General features: G+C 30.8%; 35 protein-coding genes. All 35 read right to left on the bottom strand.

From position 1 onward, the window contains the following. Window positions 1-37: 37 nt before the first annotated feature. Entirely contained in the window at window positions 38-313 is a 276-nt protein-coding gene (locus tag FCJ93_RS08235) for a hypothetical protein (RefSeq protein WP_137743390.1), read from the bottom strand. A 33-nt stretch (window positions 314-346) separates the two neighbouring features. Further along, complete coding sequence (locus FCJ93_RS08230; RefSeq protein ID WP_137743389.1) at window positions 347-544, bottom strand: hypothetical protein; 198 nt, start codon at window positions 542-544, stop codon at window positions 347-349. A 28-nt stretch (window positions 545-572) separates the two neighbouring features. Further along, entirely contained in the window at window positions 573-893 is a 321-nt protein-coding gene (locus FCJ93_RS08225; protein WP_137743388.1) for a hypothetical protein, read from the bottom strand. A 26-nt stretch (window positions 894-919) separates the two neighbouring features. Then, a complete protein-coding gene (locus tag FCJ93_RS08220; protein ID WP_137743387.1) occupies window positions 920-1,297 on the bottom strand; it encodes a hypothetical protein in 378 nt (125 codons plus the stop codon). Between the two features lie 36 nt (window positions 1,298-1,333). Continuing rightward, a complete protein-coding gene (locus tag FCJ93_RS08215) occupies window positions 1,334-1,828 on the bottom strand; it encodes a hypothetical protein (RefSeq protein WP_137743386.1) in 495 nt (164 codons plus the stop codon). Window positions 1,829-1,849: 21 nt separating this feature from the next. Beyond that, window positions 1,850-2,044, bottom strand: a complete 195-nt coding sequence (locus tag FCJ93_RS08210; protein ID WP_137743385.1) for a hypothetical protein — start codon at window positions 2,042-2,044, stop codon at window positions 1,850-1,852. Between the two features lie 40 nt (window positions 2,045-2,084). Beyond that, the gene (locus FCJ93_RS08205) at window positions 2,085-2,405 is read right to left on the bottom strand and encodes a hypothetical protein (protein WP_137743384.1); all 321 of its coding nucleotides are present in this window, start codon (window positions 2,403-2,405) and stop codon (window positions 2,085-2,087) included. Between the two features lie 142 nt (window positions 2,406-2,547). Next, complete coding sequence (locus tag FCJ93_RS08200) at window positions 2,548-2,955, bottom strand: hypothetical protein (protein WP_137743383.1); 408 nt, start codon at window positions 2,953-2,955, stop codon at window positions 2,548-2,550. Between the two features lie 437 nt (window positions 2,956-3,392). After that, complete coding sequence (locus FCJ93_RS08195; protein WP_137743382.1) at window positions 3,393-3,593, bottom strand: hypothetical protein; 201 nt, start codon at window positions 3,591-3,593, stop codon at window positions 3,393-3,395. A gap of 36 nt (window positions 3,594-3,629) precedes the next feature. Then, window positions 3,630-3,800 (bottom strand): hypothetical protein, encoded by a 171-nt coding sequence (locus FCJ93_RS24940; protein WP_170211260.1) that lies wholly within the window; start codon window positions 3,798-3,800, stop codon window positions 3,630-3,632. Then, window positions 3,797-4,039 (bottom strand): hypothetical protein, encoded by a 243-nt coding sequence (locus FCJ93_RS08190; protein ID WP_137743381.1) that lies wholly within the window; start codon window positions 4,037-4,039, stop codon window positions 3,797-3,799. Before FCJ93_RS08190 ends, FCJ93_RS24940 begins: the two co-directional genes overlap by 4 nt. Window positions 4,040-4,053: 14 nt before the next feature. Next, complete coding sequence (locus tag FCJ93_RS08185; protein ID WP_137743380.1) at window positions 4,054-4,311, bottom strand: hypothetical protein; 258 nt, start codon at window positions 4,309-4,311, stop codon at window positions 4,054-4,056. Between the two features lie 134 nt (window positions 4,312-4,445). Then, window positions 4,446-4,832, bottom strand: a complete 387-nt coding sequence (locus FCJ93_RS08180; protein WP_137743379.1) for a hypothetical protein — start codon at window positions 4,830-4,832, stop codon at window positions 4,446-4,448. 219 nt (window positions 4,833-5,051) lie between these two features. After that, on the bottom strand, window positions 5,052-5,177 hold the full coding sequence (locus FCJ93_RS25650; protein WP_268951578.1) for a hypothetical protein: 126 nt from the start codon (window positions 5,175-5,177) through the stop codon (window positions 5,052-5,054). A gap of 38 nt (window positions 5,178-5,215) precedes the next feature. Then, window positions 5,216-5,473 carry a hypothetical protein gene (locus FCJ93_RS08175; RefSeq protein WP_137743378.1) on the bottom strand — a complete coding sequence of 86 codons (258 nt, stop codon included), beginning with the start codon at window positions 5,471-5,473 and terminating at the stop codon, window positions 5,216-5,218. 37 nt (window positions 5,474-5,510) lie between these two features. Then, window positions 5,511-6,203 carry an HNH endonuclease gene (locus tag FCJ93_RS08170; RefSeq protein ID WP_137743377.1) on the bottom strand — a complete coding sequence of 231 codons (693 nt, stop codon included), beginning with the start codon at window positions 6,201-6,203 and terminating at the stop codon, window positions 5,511-5,513. 39 nt (window positions 6,204-6,242) lie between these two features. Then, window positions 6,243-7,112, bottom strand: coding sequence for an RNA ligase family protein (locus FCJ93_RS08165; RefSeq protein WP_137743376.1), 870 nt, complete (start codon window positions 7,110-7,112; stop codon window positions 6,243-6,245). Between the two features lie 57 nt (window positions 7,113-7,169). Further along, window positions 7,170-7,538, bottom strand: coding sequence for a hypothetical protein (locus FCJ93_RS08160; protein ID WP_137743375.1), 369 nt, complete (start codon window positions 7,536-7,538; stop codon window positions 7,170-7,172). A 37-nt stretch (window positions 7,539-7,575) separates the two neighbouring features. Beyond that, a complete protein-coding gene (locus FCJ93_RS24935; RefSeq protein ID WP_170211259.1) occupies window positions 7,576-7,749 on the bottom strand; it encodes a hypothetical protein in 174 nt (57 codons plus the stop codon). 39 nt (window positions 7,750-7,788) lie between these two features. Then, a complete protein-coding gene (locus tag FCJ93_RS24930; protein WP_170211258.1) occupies window positions 7,789-7,965 on the bottom strand; it encodes a hypothetical protein in 177 nt (58 codons plus the stop codon). A gap of 198 nt (window positions 7,966-8,163) precedes the next feature. Further along, entirely contained in the window at window positions 8,164-8,580 is a 417-nt protein-coding gene (locus tag FCJ93_RS08155) for a hypothetical protein (RefSeq protein ID WP_137743374.1), read from the bottom strand. 85 nt (window positions 8,581-8,665) lie between these two features. Continuing rightward, window positions 8,666-9,223 carry a hypothetical protein gene (locus tag FCJ93_RS08150; RefSeq protein WP_235879435.1) on the bottom strand — a complete coding sequence of 186 codons (558 nt, stop codon included), beginning with the start codon at window positions 9,221-9,223 and terminating at the stop codon, window positions 8,666-8,668. A gap of 44 nt (window positions 9,224-9,267) precedes the next feature. Beyond that, complete coding sequence (locus FCJ93_RS08145; protein ID WP_137743373.1) at window positions 9,268-9,567, bottom strand: hypothetical protein; 300 nt, start codon at window positions 9,565-9,567, stop codon at window positions 9,268-9,270. A 210-nt stretch (window positions 9,568-9,777) separates the two neighbouring features. After that, a complete protein-coding gene (locus tag FCJ93_RS24925) occupies window positions 9,778-9,945 on the bottom strand; it encodes a hypothetical protein (protein ID WP_170211257.1) in 168 nt (55 codons plus the stop codon). 320 nt (window positions 9,946-10,265) lie between these two features. Next, window positions 10,266-10,622 carry a hypothetical protein gene (locus tag FCJ93_RS08140; protein WP_137743372.1) on the bottom strand — a complete coding sequence of 119 codons (357 nt, stop codon included), beginning with the start codon at window positions 10,620-10,622 and terminating at the stop codon, window positions 10,266-10,268. Between the two features lie 54 nt (window positions 10,623-10,676). Continuing rightward, a complete protein-coding gene (locus FCJ93_RS08135) occupies window positions 10,677-11,504 on the bottom strand; it encodes an ATP-dependent DNA ligase (protein WP_137743371.1) in 828 nt (275 codons plus the stop codon). A 63-nt stretch (window positions 11,505-11,567) separates the two neighbouring features. Further along, window positions 11,568-11,924, bottom strand: coding sequence for a DUF2493 domain-containing protein (locus FCJ93_RS08130; protein WP_137743370.1), 357 nt, complete (start codon window positions 11,922-11,924; stop codon window positions 11,568-11,570). A gap of 163 nt (window positions 11,925-12,087) precedes the next feature. After that, window positions 12,088-12,396, bottom strand: coding sequence for a hypothetical protein (locus tag FCJ93_RS08125; protein ID WP_137743369.1), 309 nt, complete (start codon window positions 12,394-12,396; stop codon window positions 12,088-12,090). A gap of 26 nt (window positions 12,397-12,422) precedes the next feature. Further along, window positions 12,423-12,635, bottom strand: a complete 213-nt coding sequence (locus FCJ93_RS08120; protein ID WP_137743368.1) for a hypothetical protein — start codon at window positions 12,633-12,635, stop codon at window positions 12,423-12,425. Window positions 12,636-13,031: 396 nt separating this feature from the next. Further along, entirely contained in the window at window positions 13,032-13,196 is a 165-nt protein-coding gene (locus FCJ93_RS24920; RefSeq protein WP_170211256.1) for a hypothetical protein, read from the bottom strand. Then, entirely contained in the window at window positions 13,186-13,410 is a 225-nt protein-coding gene (locus FCJ93_RS08115) for a hypothetical protein (protein ID WP_137743367.1), read from the bottom strand. Before FCJ93_RS08115 ends, FCJ93_RS24920 begins: the two co-directional genes overlap by 11 nt. A gap of 58 nt (window positions 13,411-13,468) precedes the next feature. Next, entirely contained in the window at window positions 13,469-13,909 is a 441-nt protein-coding gene (locus FCJ93_RS08110) for a hypothetical protein (RefSeq protein ID WP_137743366.1), read from the bottom strand. 133 nt (window positions 13,910-14,042) lie between these two features. Next, the gene (locus FCJ93_RS08105; protein WP_137743365.1) at window positions 14,043-14,837 is read right to left on the bottom strand and encodes a DNA-methyltransferase; all 795 of its coding nucleotides are present in this window, start codon (window positions 14,835-14,837) and stop codon (window positions 14,043-14,045) included. Between the two features lie 152 nt (window positions 14,838-14,989). Continuing rightward, a complete protein-coding gene (locus tag FCJ93_RS08100; RefSeq protein ID WP_137743364.1) occupies window positions 14,990-15,808 on the bottom strand; it encodes a DNA-methyltransferase in 819 nt (272 codons plus the stop codon). Window positions 15,809-15,858: 50 nt separating this feature from the next. Next, entirely contained in the window at window positions 15,859-16,260 is a 402-nt protein-coding gene (locus tag FCJ93_RS08095; RefSeq protein ID WP_137743363.1) for a hypothetical protein, read from the bottom strand. Window positions 16,261-16,265: the final 5 nt, after the last annotated feature.

Raw genomic sequence — 16,265 nt, 5'->3', positions numbered from 1 at the left:
CATTTTCCCTCCCTAATTGACTTAATTACTCTTGTGTTTAAAACACAACCTGCAACAAAGCCCTGCGCTTTTCCTCGTCCTTAATAAATGCTCGGTCGTATTCATTAACATTTGATAGTTTTGAATCTACTGCCATTTCATATATGTCTAATAAAATTGATTCTGCTGTTGGTGCATCTACCCATAAATCTCCGTTTTCATTTTGGTAAGGGCTTTGGATGATCGCTTCAAGAATGGATTCAAATTGTTCTGGATTGTCTTTCAAAGCACGTTTAAAATTTTCAACATAATACAGTTTGTTTGATTGACTCACGTTCATTCCTCCTGAGATAAAAGTATATTTTTATTAAACCCAACAATATATGTCTGTTGCATTCTTAGGTAATTGACTAACCCAATTATATTTACCTTGTTTTACTCCTCTTGGATCTTGAATATATAGATTTTCTTTATCTTCACTTAGTACTTTGTATGATTGGTTTGTTTCGAATACTAATTCTCCATCTAGGAATAAAGGTTTGCGAAATTTTACATAATCATCCATAATTTTAATCTCCTCTCCTTTAAAATCATCATTTTGCAGACATGTACTTAGTTAATCCTTCGAATACTTTCTTGACTTCTCGTGGATCACTAATTGTCTCAGCTTCAAATTTTCCCTGTTCTTTTCCTTCTTTGAAGCCTTCTGAGTATCCTTCTTTATAACCTTCATCACGAGCATTTTCAATTTCTGTGTCTGTATTATAACTAGCTAGACTTGATAACTTTTCCATCAGACTCATAGTTACCTCTGGACTCAATCCCTTTTCAATGTCCTCATGGTATAGAATCCATCCGATCTCACTTACTTCATCAATGTCAGATTCAATTAATTTATTAATCTCTAAAATCATTCAGTCACCTCCAGTTTTAATGAAGTTTACATTTCATCTAGTTTCACTTTAATTTCTAACTTATCAATATTACTAAGCTGCTTCATAATTCGATCAAGTTTTTCATCTAGCAAAATGTCTTCCCTTTTGTCTTTGAAATAATTTTTCACTATTCTCTCTATCCTTTTAATTAATTCTTCCCTATCATTTACAATTGAATATAACTTCTCCACATAGTCTTCATATGTTTCATAGTTAGGATCTGATGAAATACTATTCTTAACTGAGATTAATGTTTTCTTTAATTTAGTTTTAAGAAATTTACCTTTTTCTTTAAATGTTATAATAACTTCTAATCTTTCTGGAGCAGTATAAATAGACTTTCCATTCCAATATCTAAATTTTGCAGTTGTTAATATATCCACCTTCTCACCTCCCGAAGTTGTTTTAGTGTCGTTACTTTATCCTCTATGCAATTTTGCTAATTCAATATTATCCATTACATATTTTAAATACTCTTTATAATCAATAGGAGTCACTTCATCGCTCTTAACGAGATCTTCTTTCTTAATTTGATAAAACCATCTACCGTTTATCCATTGACCTGCTACCACATTATTCAACCCTAGTACATCATGAGCCTTAAAAGGACTTACTTCTTCAATATTAACCAATAAACTTTTAATTTCTTTATAATATTTAGAGCGTTTCTTGAAGGCATACCAGTTGTCTTTAGTTGGATTTTTAACTAATTCATTTTTGAATACTTCATATGTTTCAGTGTCACCATAAACTCCGAAATAATCAGGATGATAAAAACTAAACCCTTTTCTAACTCCATATTTTTCTTCAAATGCATCAAAGAACTTATTAATATCATTTCTACGTCTTACCTGTGCTTTATACCATTCACTATCTTGCTTAACTTCAAATACTGGTGAATCTAATGTTTCCATTTGCTTTATTCTCCTTTGTTTTTAATCTCTTGCCCACTTATTCTTAAACTCTACAAACGGATTCAATTCTTGCAATTCCTGTTCATATTGAACTGCATTTTCATATTTAAAAAACACTGCCACTACAATATTTTGAACTGATACTTTATATTTATTTTCACCATGTTTAATAATTTCAATTTCTGCGGTTTTCATTTCACTTTCAATATACGGCACAATAATCCAACCTCCCTTTCTATTGAAAATCTAGTTTTAACTAATCTATTTCATAAACATCAACTTCAACATTTTCATCCTCACTAACAATCTTGATATTAATTGACTTAGTGAGTTCAACGTCACTTCTCCATGTTGGATTGTCACCATTTACTAATACATACCCATATCCTTCAATATTCGGATCTTTAAATCTTGCCCTATGTTGTCCAATATGTTCGGCATGCTCTTCTAAACTGAAATAGTTATAGAATACTTGTCTATATTGTTCCATCCATTCTTCATTATGTACCTTTTCATCAAATTCAATTTCATATTCATCTTCTCTGGTCACTCTTACTTTAAACTTAGCCAACTTCATTCCTCCTCCCATTCCGCTTAAACGCTGCCCACGAACAATTATCAAACAAACTTATATCTGAGCCGTAAAACCATTTATAAAAAAAGTTAAATCCAACAGTATCAAAAACATATAATATATATTTAATTATATTAATCACAACCTATTCAAAGAGTTCCTTGATTTGTTTCACTTGTACATCTGACAATTCTACAATGGAAGCATCCCCACCATCAGTATAAATGGATAAATTAAATTTTCCATCATGTTTATACATCATTACTGACTTACCATATTTCATTTCTATTTCGATACTCTTATCAAATGCGATCAATTTGCCACCATCATATAAGTCACAATATCCCTCACCAAAAGCTAATGCCAACACGCAAAATGTTTCTTCGTCACCATATTTATTAATAGTTTCACTTGGAATTCCTACATCATTGAGTAGTTCTTGATTCTTCTTGTTATTTTCAACAAGAATATAGGCTTCATCTCCACCACTTGATTCAATCACTTCTAAGCTATTAAGAACATCTAATATATTCTGTTTTTCTATCAACGTCATTTTTATTCCCTCCATTTGTACCCATTAAATTTCGTCTTTCATTTTAAAACTAGTTTCCTTTTTTAATCAACTCGTCATCAACAACTGTTTGCTCACAATTATGACATTTTATTTCAATAATATTTTGGTCAAAACTTCTATCCCAACTTGTTAAATATGTATCATTTGATCCACAATTATTGCATGTTATAGAAAAGTATTTTTCAATCATTTAGTCACCCACTCAAATCCTCTATACCACATAAAAGTAGTAAACACTCCAATAATACAGCCTACACTTGAAACCACTAGTGAGATTGAATTGAAATAATTCATATATATCTGGTAAAAAATTAAAAATATCGTAAGTGACAATGGTGGAAGTATTCCAAGAACAATGCTACACAATATTAGTTGCCACTTCTTCAAATTAACACCTTCTTTATAAAATTCGTGTTTTATTTTGTAATAAAATATTTTACCGTATGTGGTCTTATTGTTATTTCTTTTTTCCCATTTTCAACAGTTAGTGTTATTAAACCTATATTTGTGCAGTTTTCTTTTAGACAAGTCTTAATAGCCTCATATTCCGTATCTGTCGCATCAAACACTAATTTATCCAATGAAAATTCTGAGTAGAAATTGATCTCAACTATCACTGTTCATTACCCTCCATTCCATATAAAACATTTGGTTTATTTGGATTTATCTTTCCAATCTATACATGTGCCAACCCCACCTACTATAGACGCAATAATTCCCGTTATACTTACGAATGGATGGACAAGTTGACTTGTGCCAAGTAGCACAAACACTCCCATCAATCCAAAGGAAAATATCAATATAAGCAAGTAGTATATTCTCATAAAATTGACTCCTTTAAACTTTCAATATACTTAACTACTTCATCATACAAATTGAAATTTGGATCTGGGTTGTTTGTGATATTAAGTACTTTACTTTCTTGTTCAGTATGAATTGTCACATCTACCACATACTTTGCCCTTGGATGAATAGTGAAACTTATATATCGAATTGCACAGGTATCTGAACACAATTTCATAATTTCATTTAATTCATTAATTCCCATTGATTTGTTAGACATGTTTTCTCCTCAGCTTACACAGGCAAATACTTTCCTGTTTTCTTTTTATACTCTTCTCCTGTTTCTGTATCAACAATTAACCAATTTCTATAATGATCTAAGTGCCAAAAAGTAATTTCATTAGCTTGTTCTAGTGTAGTATATTGCTGTGCTGCGTCAATTGAATCAACTAATTTCCAAGGATATTCAACATATTGATATCCTTCATTATTGATTGTTTCACCTGTATGTTTTGCAAATTTTCCTGTTTCTACGTTTTTGATTGCGTACATTATTTTCACCTTCATCCCCAATAAATGTTAGTTTTTATTCACTCCTCCCTCTAAGCGCTATCCTTATTTTTTTTATTTCGTAATGCTGAGGGAGGGAAAATTAATTTCAGTTATTCTTCGGAAATACACTCATCTCAACTTTTTAGTTTGCATGTAACTTCTATTCTCTTTTTAAATTCTCTATTGAATATATATTCGATATCTTTATGTAAACTCACAAGTCGATCTAAAGAGATTAACCAGTGACGATAATTATCATAATTTCCACCATCTAAATCTTCTTTGTACTTTTTCTGAAGATCGTAAACTATTGTTTCAATTTTTTCTTGGATAGATTTATAAAATTTTACATCAGCAGATTCATTTGAATTCATTTTTATTTTATGTAGATTTCCCAATGTGTCAGTTAAAGTTTTAAACTCCTTTACTTTCCAATTCTCTAAACATTTATCTAAATGTTCTAATACATTAATAATTTCTGAATCCAAATCTCTATTTAATGTTGTTAAAAAAATACTCATATTCATTCTCCTTTGACGGTTAGTCGTCACCTAAAATTTTTGATTAAATGCATATATTTGGTAATTTATTTTCTTTTAAAAAAATCCGAATATTTCAATTGACTGCATATGTTATCACCTCCTCCAATATCCTAATATCTATTTAATCGCTCATTTTGACTTTTAATTCTTTATTATTTATTCACGTCTTTACTGCCTCCTTCTCGAATAATTATAAAGTTAGCTTTTATCAAATACTCCAGTCATAATTAGCGCTCGAAGTTTAACGTAAATAGCTTTAATATTCATATCTCCTGTTTTCTCTTTTTGTTCCTGAAGGAAGTCTAATAATTTTTCTTTATCCATTATGATCACCTCAACTTCCTTTAAAAGATAACTTTTATTTACTTTCTAAATAATCGTAATTCATATTCAGTTGATTTATAATGTTTTACATTCTCAAAAGATGTAAGGTTATTTCTTAACGACTTCATATCAAAATACACAAGAGAATCTTCCTTCTTACCACTAAGACCTATTAATAATGCATCCGCCCCAATACCATGATCCATTTTTACTAAGTATGGTTTATTTGCAATTGTGATAATGTCACCCTCATTAACATCTTCAAAGTTTAAATTTTCATTAATTATCAGTTCCATTAATTACACCTCCATTGTTTTAGTTAAAAGACAATTTTTATTTCAATTTATAATCTTCTTCTAACCATTTTAATATTCTGTAATATCTCATGTCATCATAAATAGGATTCTCATTTGTATACCATTCTTCAAACAGTTTTGCCCACTTACTGCTATTACATTTTCTACAAGATGGTACACAGTTCGATAAATCATTACTTCCTAAGTGGTCAACATGTTCCTTATGTAAATCTTGATTCGCAATTTCTCTATGTTTTTCTTCACTTAATCCACAATAAGCACAACTGTAATTGAAATACTTTTTACAATTCTCCCATTCCTCTTTAGAAATGTCGTGACTCTGGTTAAACTTTTGATAGTTATAGTTAGTTTCTTTTACCCACTTTGAACGCTTACCATTTGCCCACCTAGTTCTTCCGCTTTTTCTAATTTGTTCTTTTCTTTCTTCATCGTTATCATAATACTTTTTTTGATAACCTCTTCGCTTATCTTTATTTTCATTTTGCCATTCCATACTTCTGATAGAAGTGCATTTTTTACAGTAAGGATTGAAACCATCAATATTATTTTTACTGTTTTTATAAAAATGTTCATTTGTCATTGGAAGCCATTCATTGCAATCATTACAGTTTTTGTGTTCGATACCACTTATGTATTTATGGTTGATTTCATATGGGATTTTTAGTTTCCTTTCCTTTTTTGTTTTAATATTACAAATTTTATAAAGCAATTAATATATCACCTCTTTCTTTGAAAGTAATTTAATTGTTTATATTCTTCCTTCTTCAGTTAAAACTTCCTTAACAACGGCTGGTACTTTTCTACCAATCTTAGACTTTAGCAATTTTAACAATTCATCTAATTCTTCCTTAATTACATCATCAAACACTTTTGAGCCAGTATTTTTAAGAATCGTTCCCATATCTTCAATTGCATAATCCTCTTTAAGCAATCCCTCATCGACCAATTTATGTATGATTTTAGATACTCTAGCCTTGTTCACAGTTGCATTAACAAATTCCTGTAAGTCGTCCTTCTGAGTGTTTACTTTATGTTTCTTTGTCTTAGCCATTTCAGCAAAACTATCAGATACAAACTTAGTAAATTGCTGATTTCCATATTTGTTTTTAAAATCAGTGTTTTTAACAACTACACCCTCGCCAATTTCACCTAGTTTTGATTTACCAACAAATGATTGAATGTGTTCAAGCGATTGAAACTCACCTTCATAAAAGACAGGAACAAGGTTTAGTCCTAATTCTTCAGCAGCATTGGCAACTTTTGAATAAGGTAAGTATTCATCTTCCACAAGATCGTAGATATCGAATAAGTAAAATTGATTTTCGTTTTCTCCATATGATAATTTATGGCGAACTAGCCATTCCCCAAAGAAAATATAATTCTCTGCTAACCCTTCATGGGACATAAAGTGTTGGTTTGCCCATACAGTGAATCCTCTAAGAGTATTATCTTTATTTAGTTCTGTGTTCCTACTGAAGCATTTCAACTCTCCATTTTCAAATTTAAAACTAGCGTTTGCACCGTCTAATTTCTCTTGAATGACTATGTATGGATTTCCTTCAATAGTTAGATGAGTTCCAGACTTTCCATGTCTTACAATATCTTGATACTTCTTCATCTTATCTCTCCTTTTTGTATTTATTTAATTTTCGATAATTGCATTCTTTTATAATAATTACCATCTATCAGGTGTGTTAATATTTACAACAATTACTTTCTCCCACTTAATTTCTGATAACATTTTTTCTGTTTGTTCCACAAGGTGCTCATCAGACCAAGAAGGATTATTATCTTCTAAGTGATCGAATATCTTGTCACCTAATTTTTCTTCATCTGAAGACTTGAAATAAATTCTTTCTTCATCGAACTTCGGTATATGAAATTCGTCAATCTTAGCTGTTCCCCAACTACCTAACCATCGAGAGAACTCGTCTCCTGCGCATACCTCATTATCAACCATAGGTAGTATCTCCAAATCTGGATTTTCCTTAATTAATTCCAGTAACACTTCAATATTGGATTGTTGTTTTTCAATTTGATTCATTCTTAACTCCCCTTTCTATTAAAAAGATAATTTCATCTTAAATATATGGGAAAATTGCTTCCCCTGATTTCACTTGTCTCAACATTTCTTCCAAAGTATCAATAGCTCCCCTCTTATAATAAAAAGAGTTATCATCTCTTGGTTCATACTTCTTCATTCCTTCTAAGCTGCTTTCTAAGTAATCTTGAAATGTGTTGAATTTCTTCTCCATATAACTTCTCCTTTACATTAAAAACATGATTTTAATTGTCTATATTGCTACCTCGTTTTTGAAAAATGGCTCATCTTCTTTTATGCCATCCTTTTCAACAAACACATAAGAGTTAACACCTTCTGTGTCGGAAACATATTCTGCAAATCTAATTGCTTCATTGATATTCTCAAAATAGTCCTCACCGTATTTCCACTCTACAATATAAATCTTCATACTCATTCACCTCCTAATGAAACCACGATTTTAACTGTTTATTTGTATAAATAATTTGTAACAAACCCCAAGAATAAAAGTATTCCAAATATGAAAATTAAAAGGAAGATATCATCATGGTGCTTATCGGCAAAATCCCAAAATGTCATTCTTCTCACTCTTTCCTTAATTATTGACCTTAATATTAATTTAATTTATTTATTTCCAAAACTGATACCATTTCTTTGTTTCTATTGATTGTTTTTCAAGGTTTACTTTTTGTTTCTCTTTTCTTTCACCCAAATACTTTTCATACTCTTCTAATTGTGCTTCTGCTTCAGATTTACTATTTTTAGTTTTCTCGTCTTCCAACATGTCAATGACGTAATCTGTCCAATAAACAAATCCCCCATCTGTTGATTTTGCCTTGTGTAAAATATCTACTCTGATTGATTTATCTTCAATAAAAAGACTATCTCCTACTTCCAATGGTGGATTTTCTAATTCTCCACTCCAAAACTCTTCGTGCTCAATAAACTCTTTCTTACTATTAACATGAGGAGGCATATTAAAATACCTCCACCTAAATTCATAAACTTTTCTTTCTACTCTTCCCATTACTTTTGCTTTATGCATTTCCGTTTATTTCCACCTCTCTACATTTTGTATATTTTTATATTAATTTAATTTGTTAATTAAGTCAAGCAATAATTTCCCTTTTTTAACTTCTATTCCATCTAAGCCCATACTTATCCTGTACCTCTCTGAGTAAAGTCCGATATTGCTCTCTGTATCTTTCTTTCTCCCTACGTTCATGATTGATTTGTCTGTTCAATGAATCTATGACATTTGGATTTCCACTCCTGAACACCTTATCAAACTCTCTAAATAATGACCTAATCATAGAGTTTTTCAATGTCTGTTCATCAACGGTCAATTCTTGTCTTTTGGCTTTTTTAAGTGAACGATACCCATCATACACTCCGATATGATTTGGAATATCATCTTTAACTTCTTCATAAAGCTCCTTTGGCATTACGTAATAGTTAAAATGTCCAATAAATGTTTTCTTTGCTTTACTGTAGAAATCTGCCTTTGACACTTTGATTTCATAACATCTCCATATGCCTTTTGTATCATATGTAATGTAGTCAACTCTCTCTTTCCCCCACCAACCAATTGTCACTTCAAAGCATCCGAAAACACCTTGTTTAGATGTTGCGGCAAAAATTTTTTGTTCAAGTTCAATAGTTAGATCTGTTTTTGCGATTAAAAACACCTCCTTATAAAATCTTATTCACTGTATTAATCTAAAATAGAACATTATATTCTATTGATTTTTACATCCGCAGAGATTATGTTTGCTAACATTTTCTTATCTTTCTTCAATTGTTCATATTCATCGTAATCAATCAATTTCATATTTCTTCTTGGCAATTGTTGAGTAAAATTTCCTACGGCAAAGCCAAGCTCATAAATCATAATGCAATCATCAGACATTCCTGTTCTCAGTGCAATGAAACTTCCCTTTTTGTTTCTATAAGTAGTAAAATCAGGATTTTTCTCAAACGATTCTTTTGCTTCTTGCAAGAAATCTAATGCCTCTTTTGAAATTTGGTTCATTTTTTACTCTCCTTTTCTATTAAAATGATCGTTTTATTTAAAGCTACTAATATATTTTTCTGCTTCATGTTCAGTTTCGAATTCTTCTAGAAATCGGTCACTGTCCCCACACCTATTACAACGTAAGTCCTCATAGTCTAATTCCTCAGTTGAAGTATACAAATTACCTAAACAACTTTCATATACATAAAACAAAAGCATTTCCTCCTATCAATCTGAATACAGCACATTCTTTATGTGGTAGCTCAATTCAATTTCAATATTAGCCTTCCTAACTCCTTGCTCCATCAACTTTTCAATATGTAGTTTCATTTGCATCTTACATGATTCAAGAATCTCTTTATCTGTAGATGTTAATTTATGTCTACCTTCTTTCACCAATCCCACCTCCAGTACTTCTCTCCCAAATGTATGTATAGAAACTTATACCCATTATCGTTGAAAAATCTGATTTGAAATAGTTTGGATATGAAAATAAAGTAATCAAATCCACCACATTCGTATCCTTCTTTGTAACAATCACACTTTTGCATTACTTTAAGCTTCATATCCTACCTCCCATAAAAGAGCTGTTTTATTATTTTTCTTTCACTAAAAACATATCAATATATTTATTAAGCCTTTCAGAGATCCATATTGCTTCTGCTGTGCAAAATGACTTGGCAATTTCTCAGCAACAGATTCCACGTAATATGCTTTTAATTAGTTTTTAACTCACCCATAGGAAAACCACGCTTAATAAAGTCTCTAAAAACACCTAACTTTGACTCATAGCACAACTCTCCATACATTAATCTCATATCATCTCTGGTTAAATTGACATTAAAATAGTCATTAAGTCTTTTCAGTAATCTATTCGCTGCTCTTTCTTCTAGTCCTTTTCCTATAGGGCGACAAAGGGAATAAACTACACGCAATTTAACATCCTCTATGTCCTTACAGTCATTAATAACTGTGTATGTGTTTGTAGGCTCATCAATGATTAATTCTCCAAACCTATTCATTGAATCAACTTTAAATTCTTTCATGAATTGAACCACTTCGTTATAATTCAACAATTTTTCCCCTCCTTGTTTATTATTTATGTATTGCCTACCAAAAGGTAAGCATTAGGAAACATATTCAACAAATGAAGGTATTCTTAGTAAACCAGCCTTAGTGTAATTACGGAATTTAACCTTGCATTTTATCTTTGGATCTAGATAAATGAACTTATCATTTTCTTTCGTAATTAATTCTCTATACTGCTTGTAGAATTCCTTCTTTGCAACAGGAGTCACGAACTCCATTATTCCTTTGTATTTCAATTTACCATTCTCTTCAACAGACAATAGCAAACCAAATTCATCTTTCCTTAATCCACTTATATAAACTGTTGCATATTGATAATTTATAACCTTCAACCAATCGTTTGAACGTTTTCCTACTTGGTATTTCGAGTTTACTGATTTCATTACAATGCCTTCTAAGCCTTGCTGCTTAACTAAATCAAAGTAAGCTTCTGCATTTCCTCTTATCCATTGGGAAAGAAATATTCCATCATTTGGTTTTAGTACAAATGAAAGTAACTCTTTACGCTCTAACAATGGTAGACTAACCTTCTTACTATCATAATAAATAATATCAAACACACAATATTCTACTTTATGCTCAGACTTTTTAGACTGAAATCTTTCCATCATTGCTTCAAAATCAGGTTTCCCATCTGAATCAGTGACGACAATTTCACCATCTAATACTGTTCCATTTGGAATGTTAATATTGAGCAACTCAGGAAACTTAGATGTAACTTCATTATTATGTCTTGTATAGAGTTTTACTTTATTATCAAACTTAGACAATATCAATCTAATACCATCTAGTTTTAACTCGGTTACATATTCATCATTGTCAAATGGTTCATCTGACTTGTATAGTAACATTGGAGATACGAACATAGAATCACCTCAATATAATCTTAACTTATATTGAGTTTTATTTAATTAGTAAATTAATGGGAATTAATACTCTACTATTTTTAAATCCAAACCTTCCCTTTTAGCTAAGTCAATCATGTGCTTTGTTCCTTTAGATGCTCCATCCCAAAACACAATACAAGCATCGGCATATTTAGCCATTTCAGCATTTCTTCTATAGCCAGCACTCTTACCATATGTCTCCCAATCCGCAGCCATCCTAGTTAATTTTAAATTATATTCTTTTGCTAATTTTTCACCTAACTGATCTGCACCTCTTGCAGTTCCACTTACAATTTCTGTTTCAATAATGTTTTTGCCACTAAGAAATTTGTGCAGTTCTTGTTCTAATAACTCATAATCATTAAATCCTCTTGATCCCGCCACAATAACTTTGTGCATTTTTTCACCCTCTTAATTTTGCATTTTGAATAAAATCACCAATAACCAAAAAAACAATCCTGATACCACTAATAAATCACGTATAAATATCGAAAGTTCTTTTATTTCTTTAAATAGTAACTTTTTCATATCCAGTCCTTTCTCTATTAAAATCTTACTTTTATTAATAAGTTACATACTCGTATCTCTGCGACTTATCATGACGTTTCCATATCGCTTCACTGACCAAATGGATAATGTCATTTAATGTGTTTTTATCTAATTCTTTTGGATGATGGAATATAAATTTAATTCTATCTTTGTTGAAAGTTAATCCTAATGCAATAACGACTGGATAAGTTTCTTTAATGATTTCAACTTTAATCCTATTATCGAAAAGTTGCTTTCTCACTTTCTTACTCTTAATTAAGTTTGTTAGTGAGTTAGCCTTGATGAATATCTGGTCATCTAGAATTTCTGGTATTCTAGCCATGATTTCCTCCCTTTAAAATCAGTATTTTATGATCTTAATGGTTTCATTTGGATGATATCATCATAATCCACTATCAACATTTGACCATCATCATTGCTAAACGCACTCAAATGAGTGGAAAAATTCTCACATACTCCTTCAAACACACCATAATCACCTTGAAGTATACGCCTTCTCCTATCAACTTCTTGTAATGGATGCTTATAAACCACTCGATATTTTCCTTTAACCTGCTCCATTTAAAGAATCCCTCCTTATCAAATGAAATATTTATTTAATTTCCACTATTTATGTATGATTCTAGTAATTCATCATAGCTTTCTTTGCACATTTGGTAACGCTCACCTATAAATTGAATATTACTCATCTTATAGTTTTTATGCACTTCTTTACACTTAGAGCAATAAAAACTGCACACCTCACACCTTCTACTTCGTACATTATTCTTGCTAGACGAGCAATATATGATACTGCCATTTTTAAATTCTATATAACCTCTATCTTTCTTTATATCCATTTTACTCATCACCTTAACAATCAATCTCTGCCATAGTAGTAACTTCCTACCAGTCACCATTTCAACATATGCGTCTGGATTGGATTTTAAATATGATATATAGTCTTTAAGTCTTTCTTTATTCATTACCTGTTGACTCACTTCTCTCCAAAAACCTTTTATAGTCGTAATCATATAAATACTGCTTTCTTTTCATCACTTCTTTTTGTCTATAATCTTCATTAGTTAATAGTTTTCTTAATTTAAACATGTCAATGTTTATGATGATAATATTATTGTTCATTGCTGAATCTCCTTCCGCAAATAGGACAGTAGTTTATTTTCACTGAATTACCCGCATTACTATCCCCTCTTGCACTCAAACCCAACCTTACATCCTCTTCGTTTACAAATATCTTAACCCATGCAGAAATATAAGGGGCTTTACATGCAATTAATGTTTTTGGATTCTTTGATCTGCAATAAAGACAATCACTCTGAGTATTTTTAATATCCATTTATCTTGTCTCCTTTTACATTAAAATAATGGATGTATTCCATTAACGTATTTGCCTCTTATAAAACAATTACTTCCCCTATTTCACCATGCTTGGAGTCGCACATTGGTATAATATCACATTTTACCCTTGAATCTTGATTACCTAAAGTAAATGAAAAATCACTGTCTAATGTGACTTTATGCAATTTTACTGCAACGTCTTTATTTTTAAACTTAACATTACGATCATCATTTGGAAAATTTGTAATTTCACAATAAAAATTAAGTGGCAAAGAATCATTTTTAATCTCTATTGTATATTGTGAGGTCTTTCCTGAAACTTTCGCCATGTTTTTATAAAAGAATTCTTTGATAAATAACTCCAAATTGTTAGAGTCCATCTTTAATAAAACATCTCCTTTGACAATAACGTCATCATTAATTAAAACACAATCAGCAAATATAGGCTTATTAAACGATTTCTCGTACATGGAATATATAAGGCTAGTCAATTGCATTAAGTTCACACTCCTAACTTCTAAATATAAACTAAATTTTATGGTAATATTTGTTCTTTATGTAGGTATATTAGTGTAATTTTACACTATATTTTAATAGTTTTGTACTTTATAAATAACGAAATTATGTATATTAATTTAATTCAATGCTATCTAATCTCATATTGGCTATTTCAATGTATTCATGCTCTAATTCAAATGAAATAAATTTTCTATTATTCTTTAAACTTGCTACACACTCCGATCCACTACCACAAAAAGGAATAACTACTAAATCCTCAGCATTACTACTAGCTAAAACTATTCTTTCGCATATACTCAGTGGCTTCTGAGTTGGATGATTAACTTTCTCTTTAGAATTGGAAGCGACTAACGAGTCATACCAAACATTAGAAGGATTTACTGCTTCTTCATTATAGTTTTTTCTTCCTTTGCGTTCGTATCTGCCACGTTCCCATGCTTGTTTACTCATTTTTCTAGCAGGATGATCTGCTGGCAATAATACTTCTTCTAAATTGAACAAAGGTGTGTCAGATAATGTAAGATATAGTAACTCCTCTTTTTTACTACACCAATTATTTCTTTCTCTACCTCCACCTCTATTCCATGTAATTAGGTTTCTAATAGTAAACCCTTCTGCTTTTGCAATGTGTCCTAAAGAACAAATATTGTCGAACCAATTCCATATGTATAATGCACCGTCTTGTTTAAGTATGCGTTTTGATTCTCTAATCCATTGCCTGCACCATTCATAATATTCGCTTTCACTTTCCCATTGATTATCCCAATTTTCCTTTACTATTTTGTAGTAAGGAGGATCTGCAATTACAAGCGTTGCACTATTATCAGGAATCATTTTCAGCCCTTCTATTACGTCACGTTGATAAATTCTATTTAACTCTAATTCTCCTAATAATTCTTTACTCAATTTTCAACCTCCGTCATTAAATTAATTTATAATAAAATACAGCTTTTATGATAATTTTTGTTCGTTATTGTATTACAAAAGTGTAAAATTACATTAAAATATGTATAAATCGTTCTTTGCATGACACAGTTTTATGTATATTAATTTATTTTCTATAACTTACTTAAATCAGCGTCTAATTCTATACTTTCTAGTCGTTTGTTTGCTAATTCATAATACTCTCGCTCTGTTTCAAACCCTATCCATTTACGATTACTTAGAATAGCAGCAACAGCAGTAGTTCCAGATCCCATACAGTTATCAAGTACGACATTACCTTCTTCAGTGTATGTTCTAATTAAATATTCACATAGTTCTACAGGTTTCTGTGTAGGATGTATATTTCCTACATTGTGCATCGAATATTTCAAAACACTTCTAGGGTATCTAGTGCCTTTGTTTTCATTAACTGTACCGACAAATTCCTGATTTGACTTGGATGGTTCGTGATTTAATTTGCCAGTATTAACTTGTGTAATTGTTTTCTTATAAGGTTTCCCCTCTTCCATTTGAGGAAAATAATGCATTCTATTCTTGGATTGACTAGCATGAACAGTCGTTCCTTTAGAGAATATTGAAATTGTTTCATGTGCTTTCAGAGGTTTATTTTTAGCGTGAACAAAACCCGAAGCCCTACCCTTTTCCCATATCCAATCATACTTATATAAATCTAATTTACTCATTCTTAATGAACTGCTAAAAGGTTCACTCCCAAACAGAACTATTGCTCCTTTTGTTTTAATTATCCTCTCGTATTGCTCCCATAATTTATCAAGTGGAATGATACTATCCCAACTACAAGCCGTTGTTCCATATGGCAGATCGCATAAAACCATATCAATGCTTTCATCAGGAATTAACTTCATTCCTTCTATTGCATCAATCAGATAAATTCTATTAAGTTCTAAACTACCAAGTAATTCTTTCCCCATTTAATCTCTCCTAATCTATTAATTTAATTTCAAATAAAAGTCTCATTTTATTACCCTTGTAATTTCTCTAACTCTTGTTGCCAATAGTAGATTTGATACTTGGCATTTTCTATTGCATATCGGTGCCTTAATTCTTCTTGTTCTTCCTCAATCGATTTTAAGTATTCAACTAATTTTTCAATGTCTTTTAATCCCGAATGAATCCAGTAACTTTCATAGATTGATTTAATTTCATAAGCTGCTTCAAGTGCTGTATATGAGTCTGGCTCATAACTATAGTCCTTCTCTAAATCAACAAGATAACTTCGAATTAATCCCATCTCTTTTATTTCATCACTTGTCAATTGAGGAAACGTAAATACATACTGTGCAGATTTCTCTTTCGGATTCAACCAATTATAACTACCTTCATTTCTATAAAACGTTACATGTTTCGCTTCTGGTTTATTCATTTATA

Source organism: Robertmurraya siralis, from assembly GCF_005502275.1.
Taxonomy (GTDB): Bacteria; Bacillota; Bacilli; order Bacillales; family Cytobacillaceae; genus Robertmurraya; species Robertmurraya siralis.
This window is presented reverse-complemented; position numbering and strand designations above follow the sequence as displayed.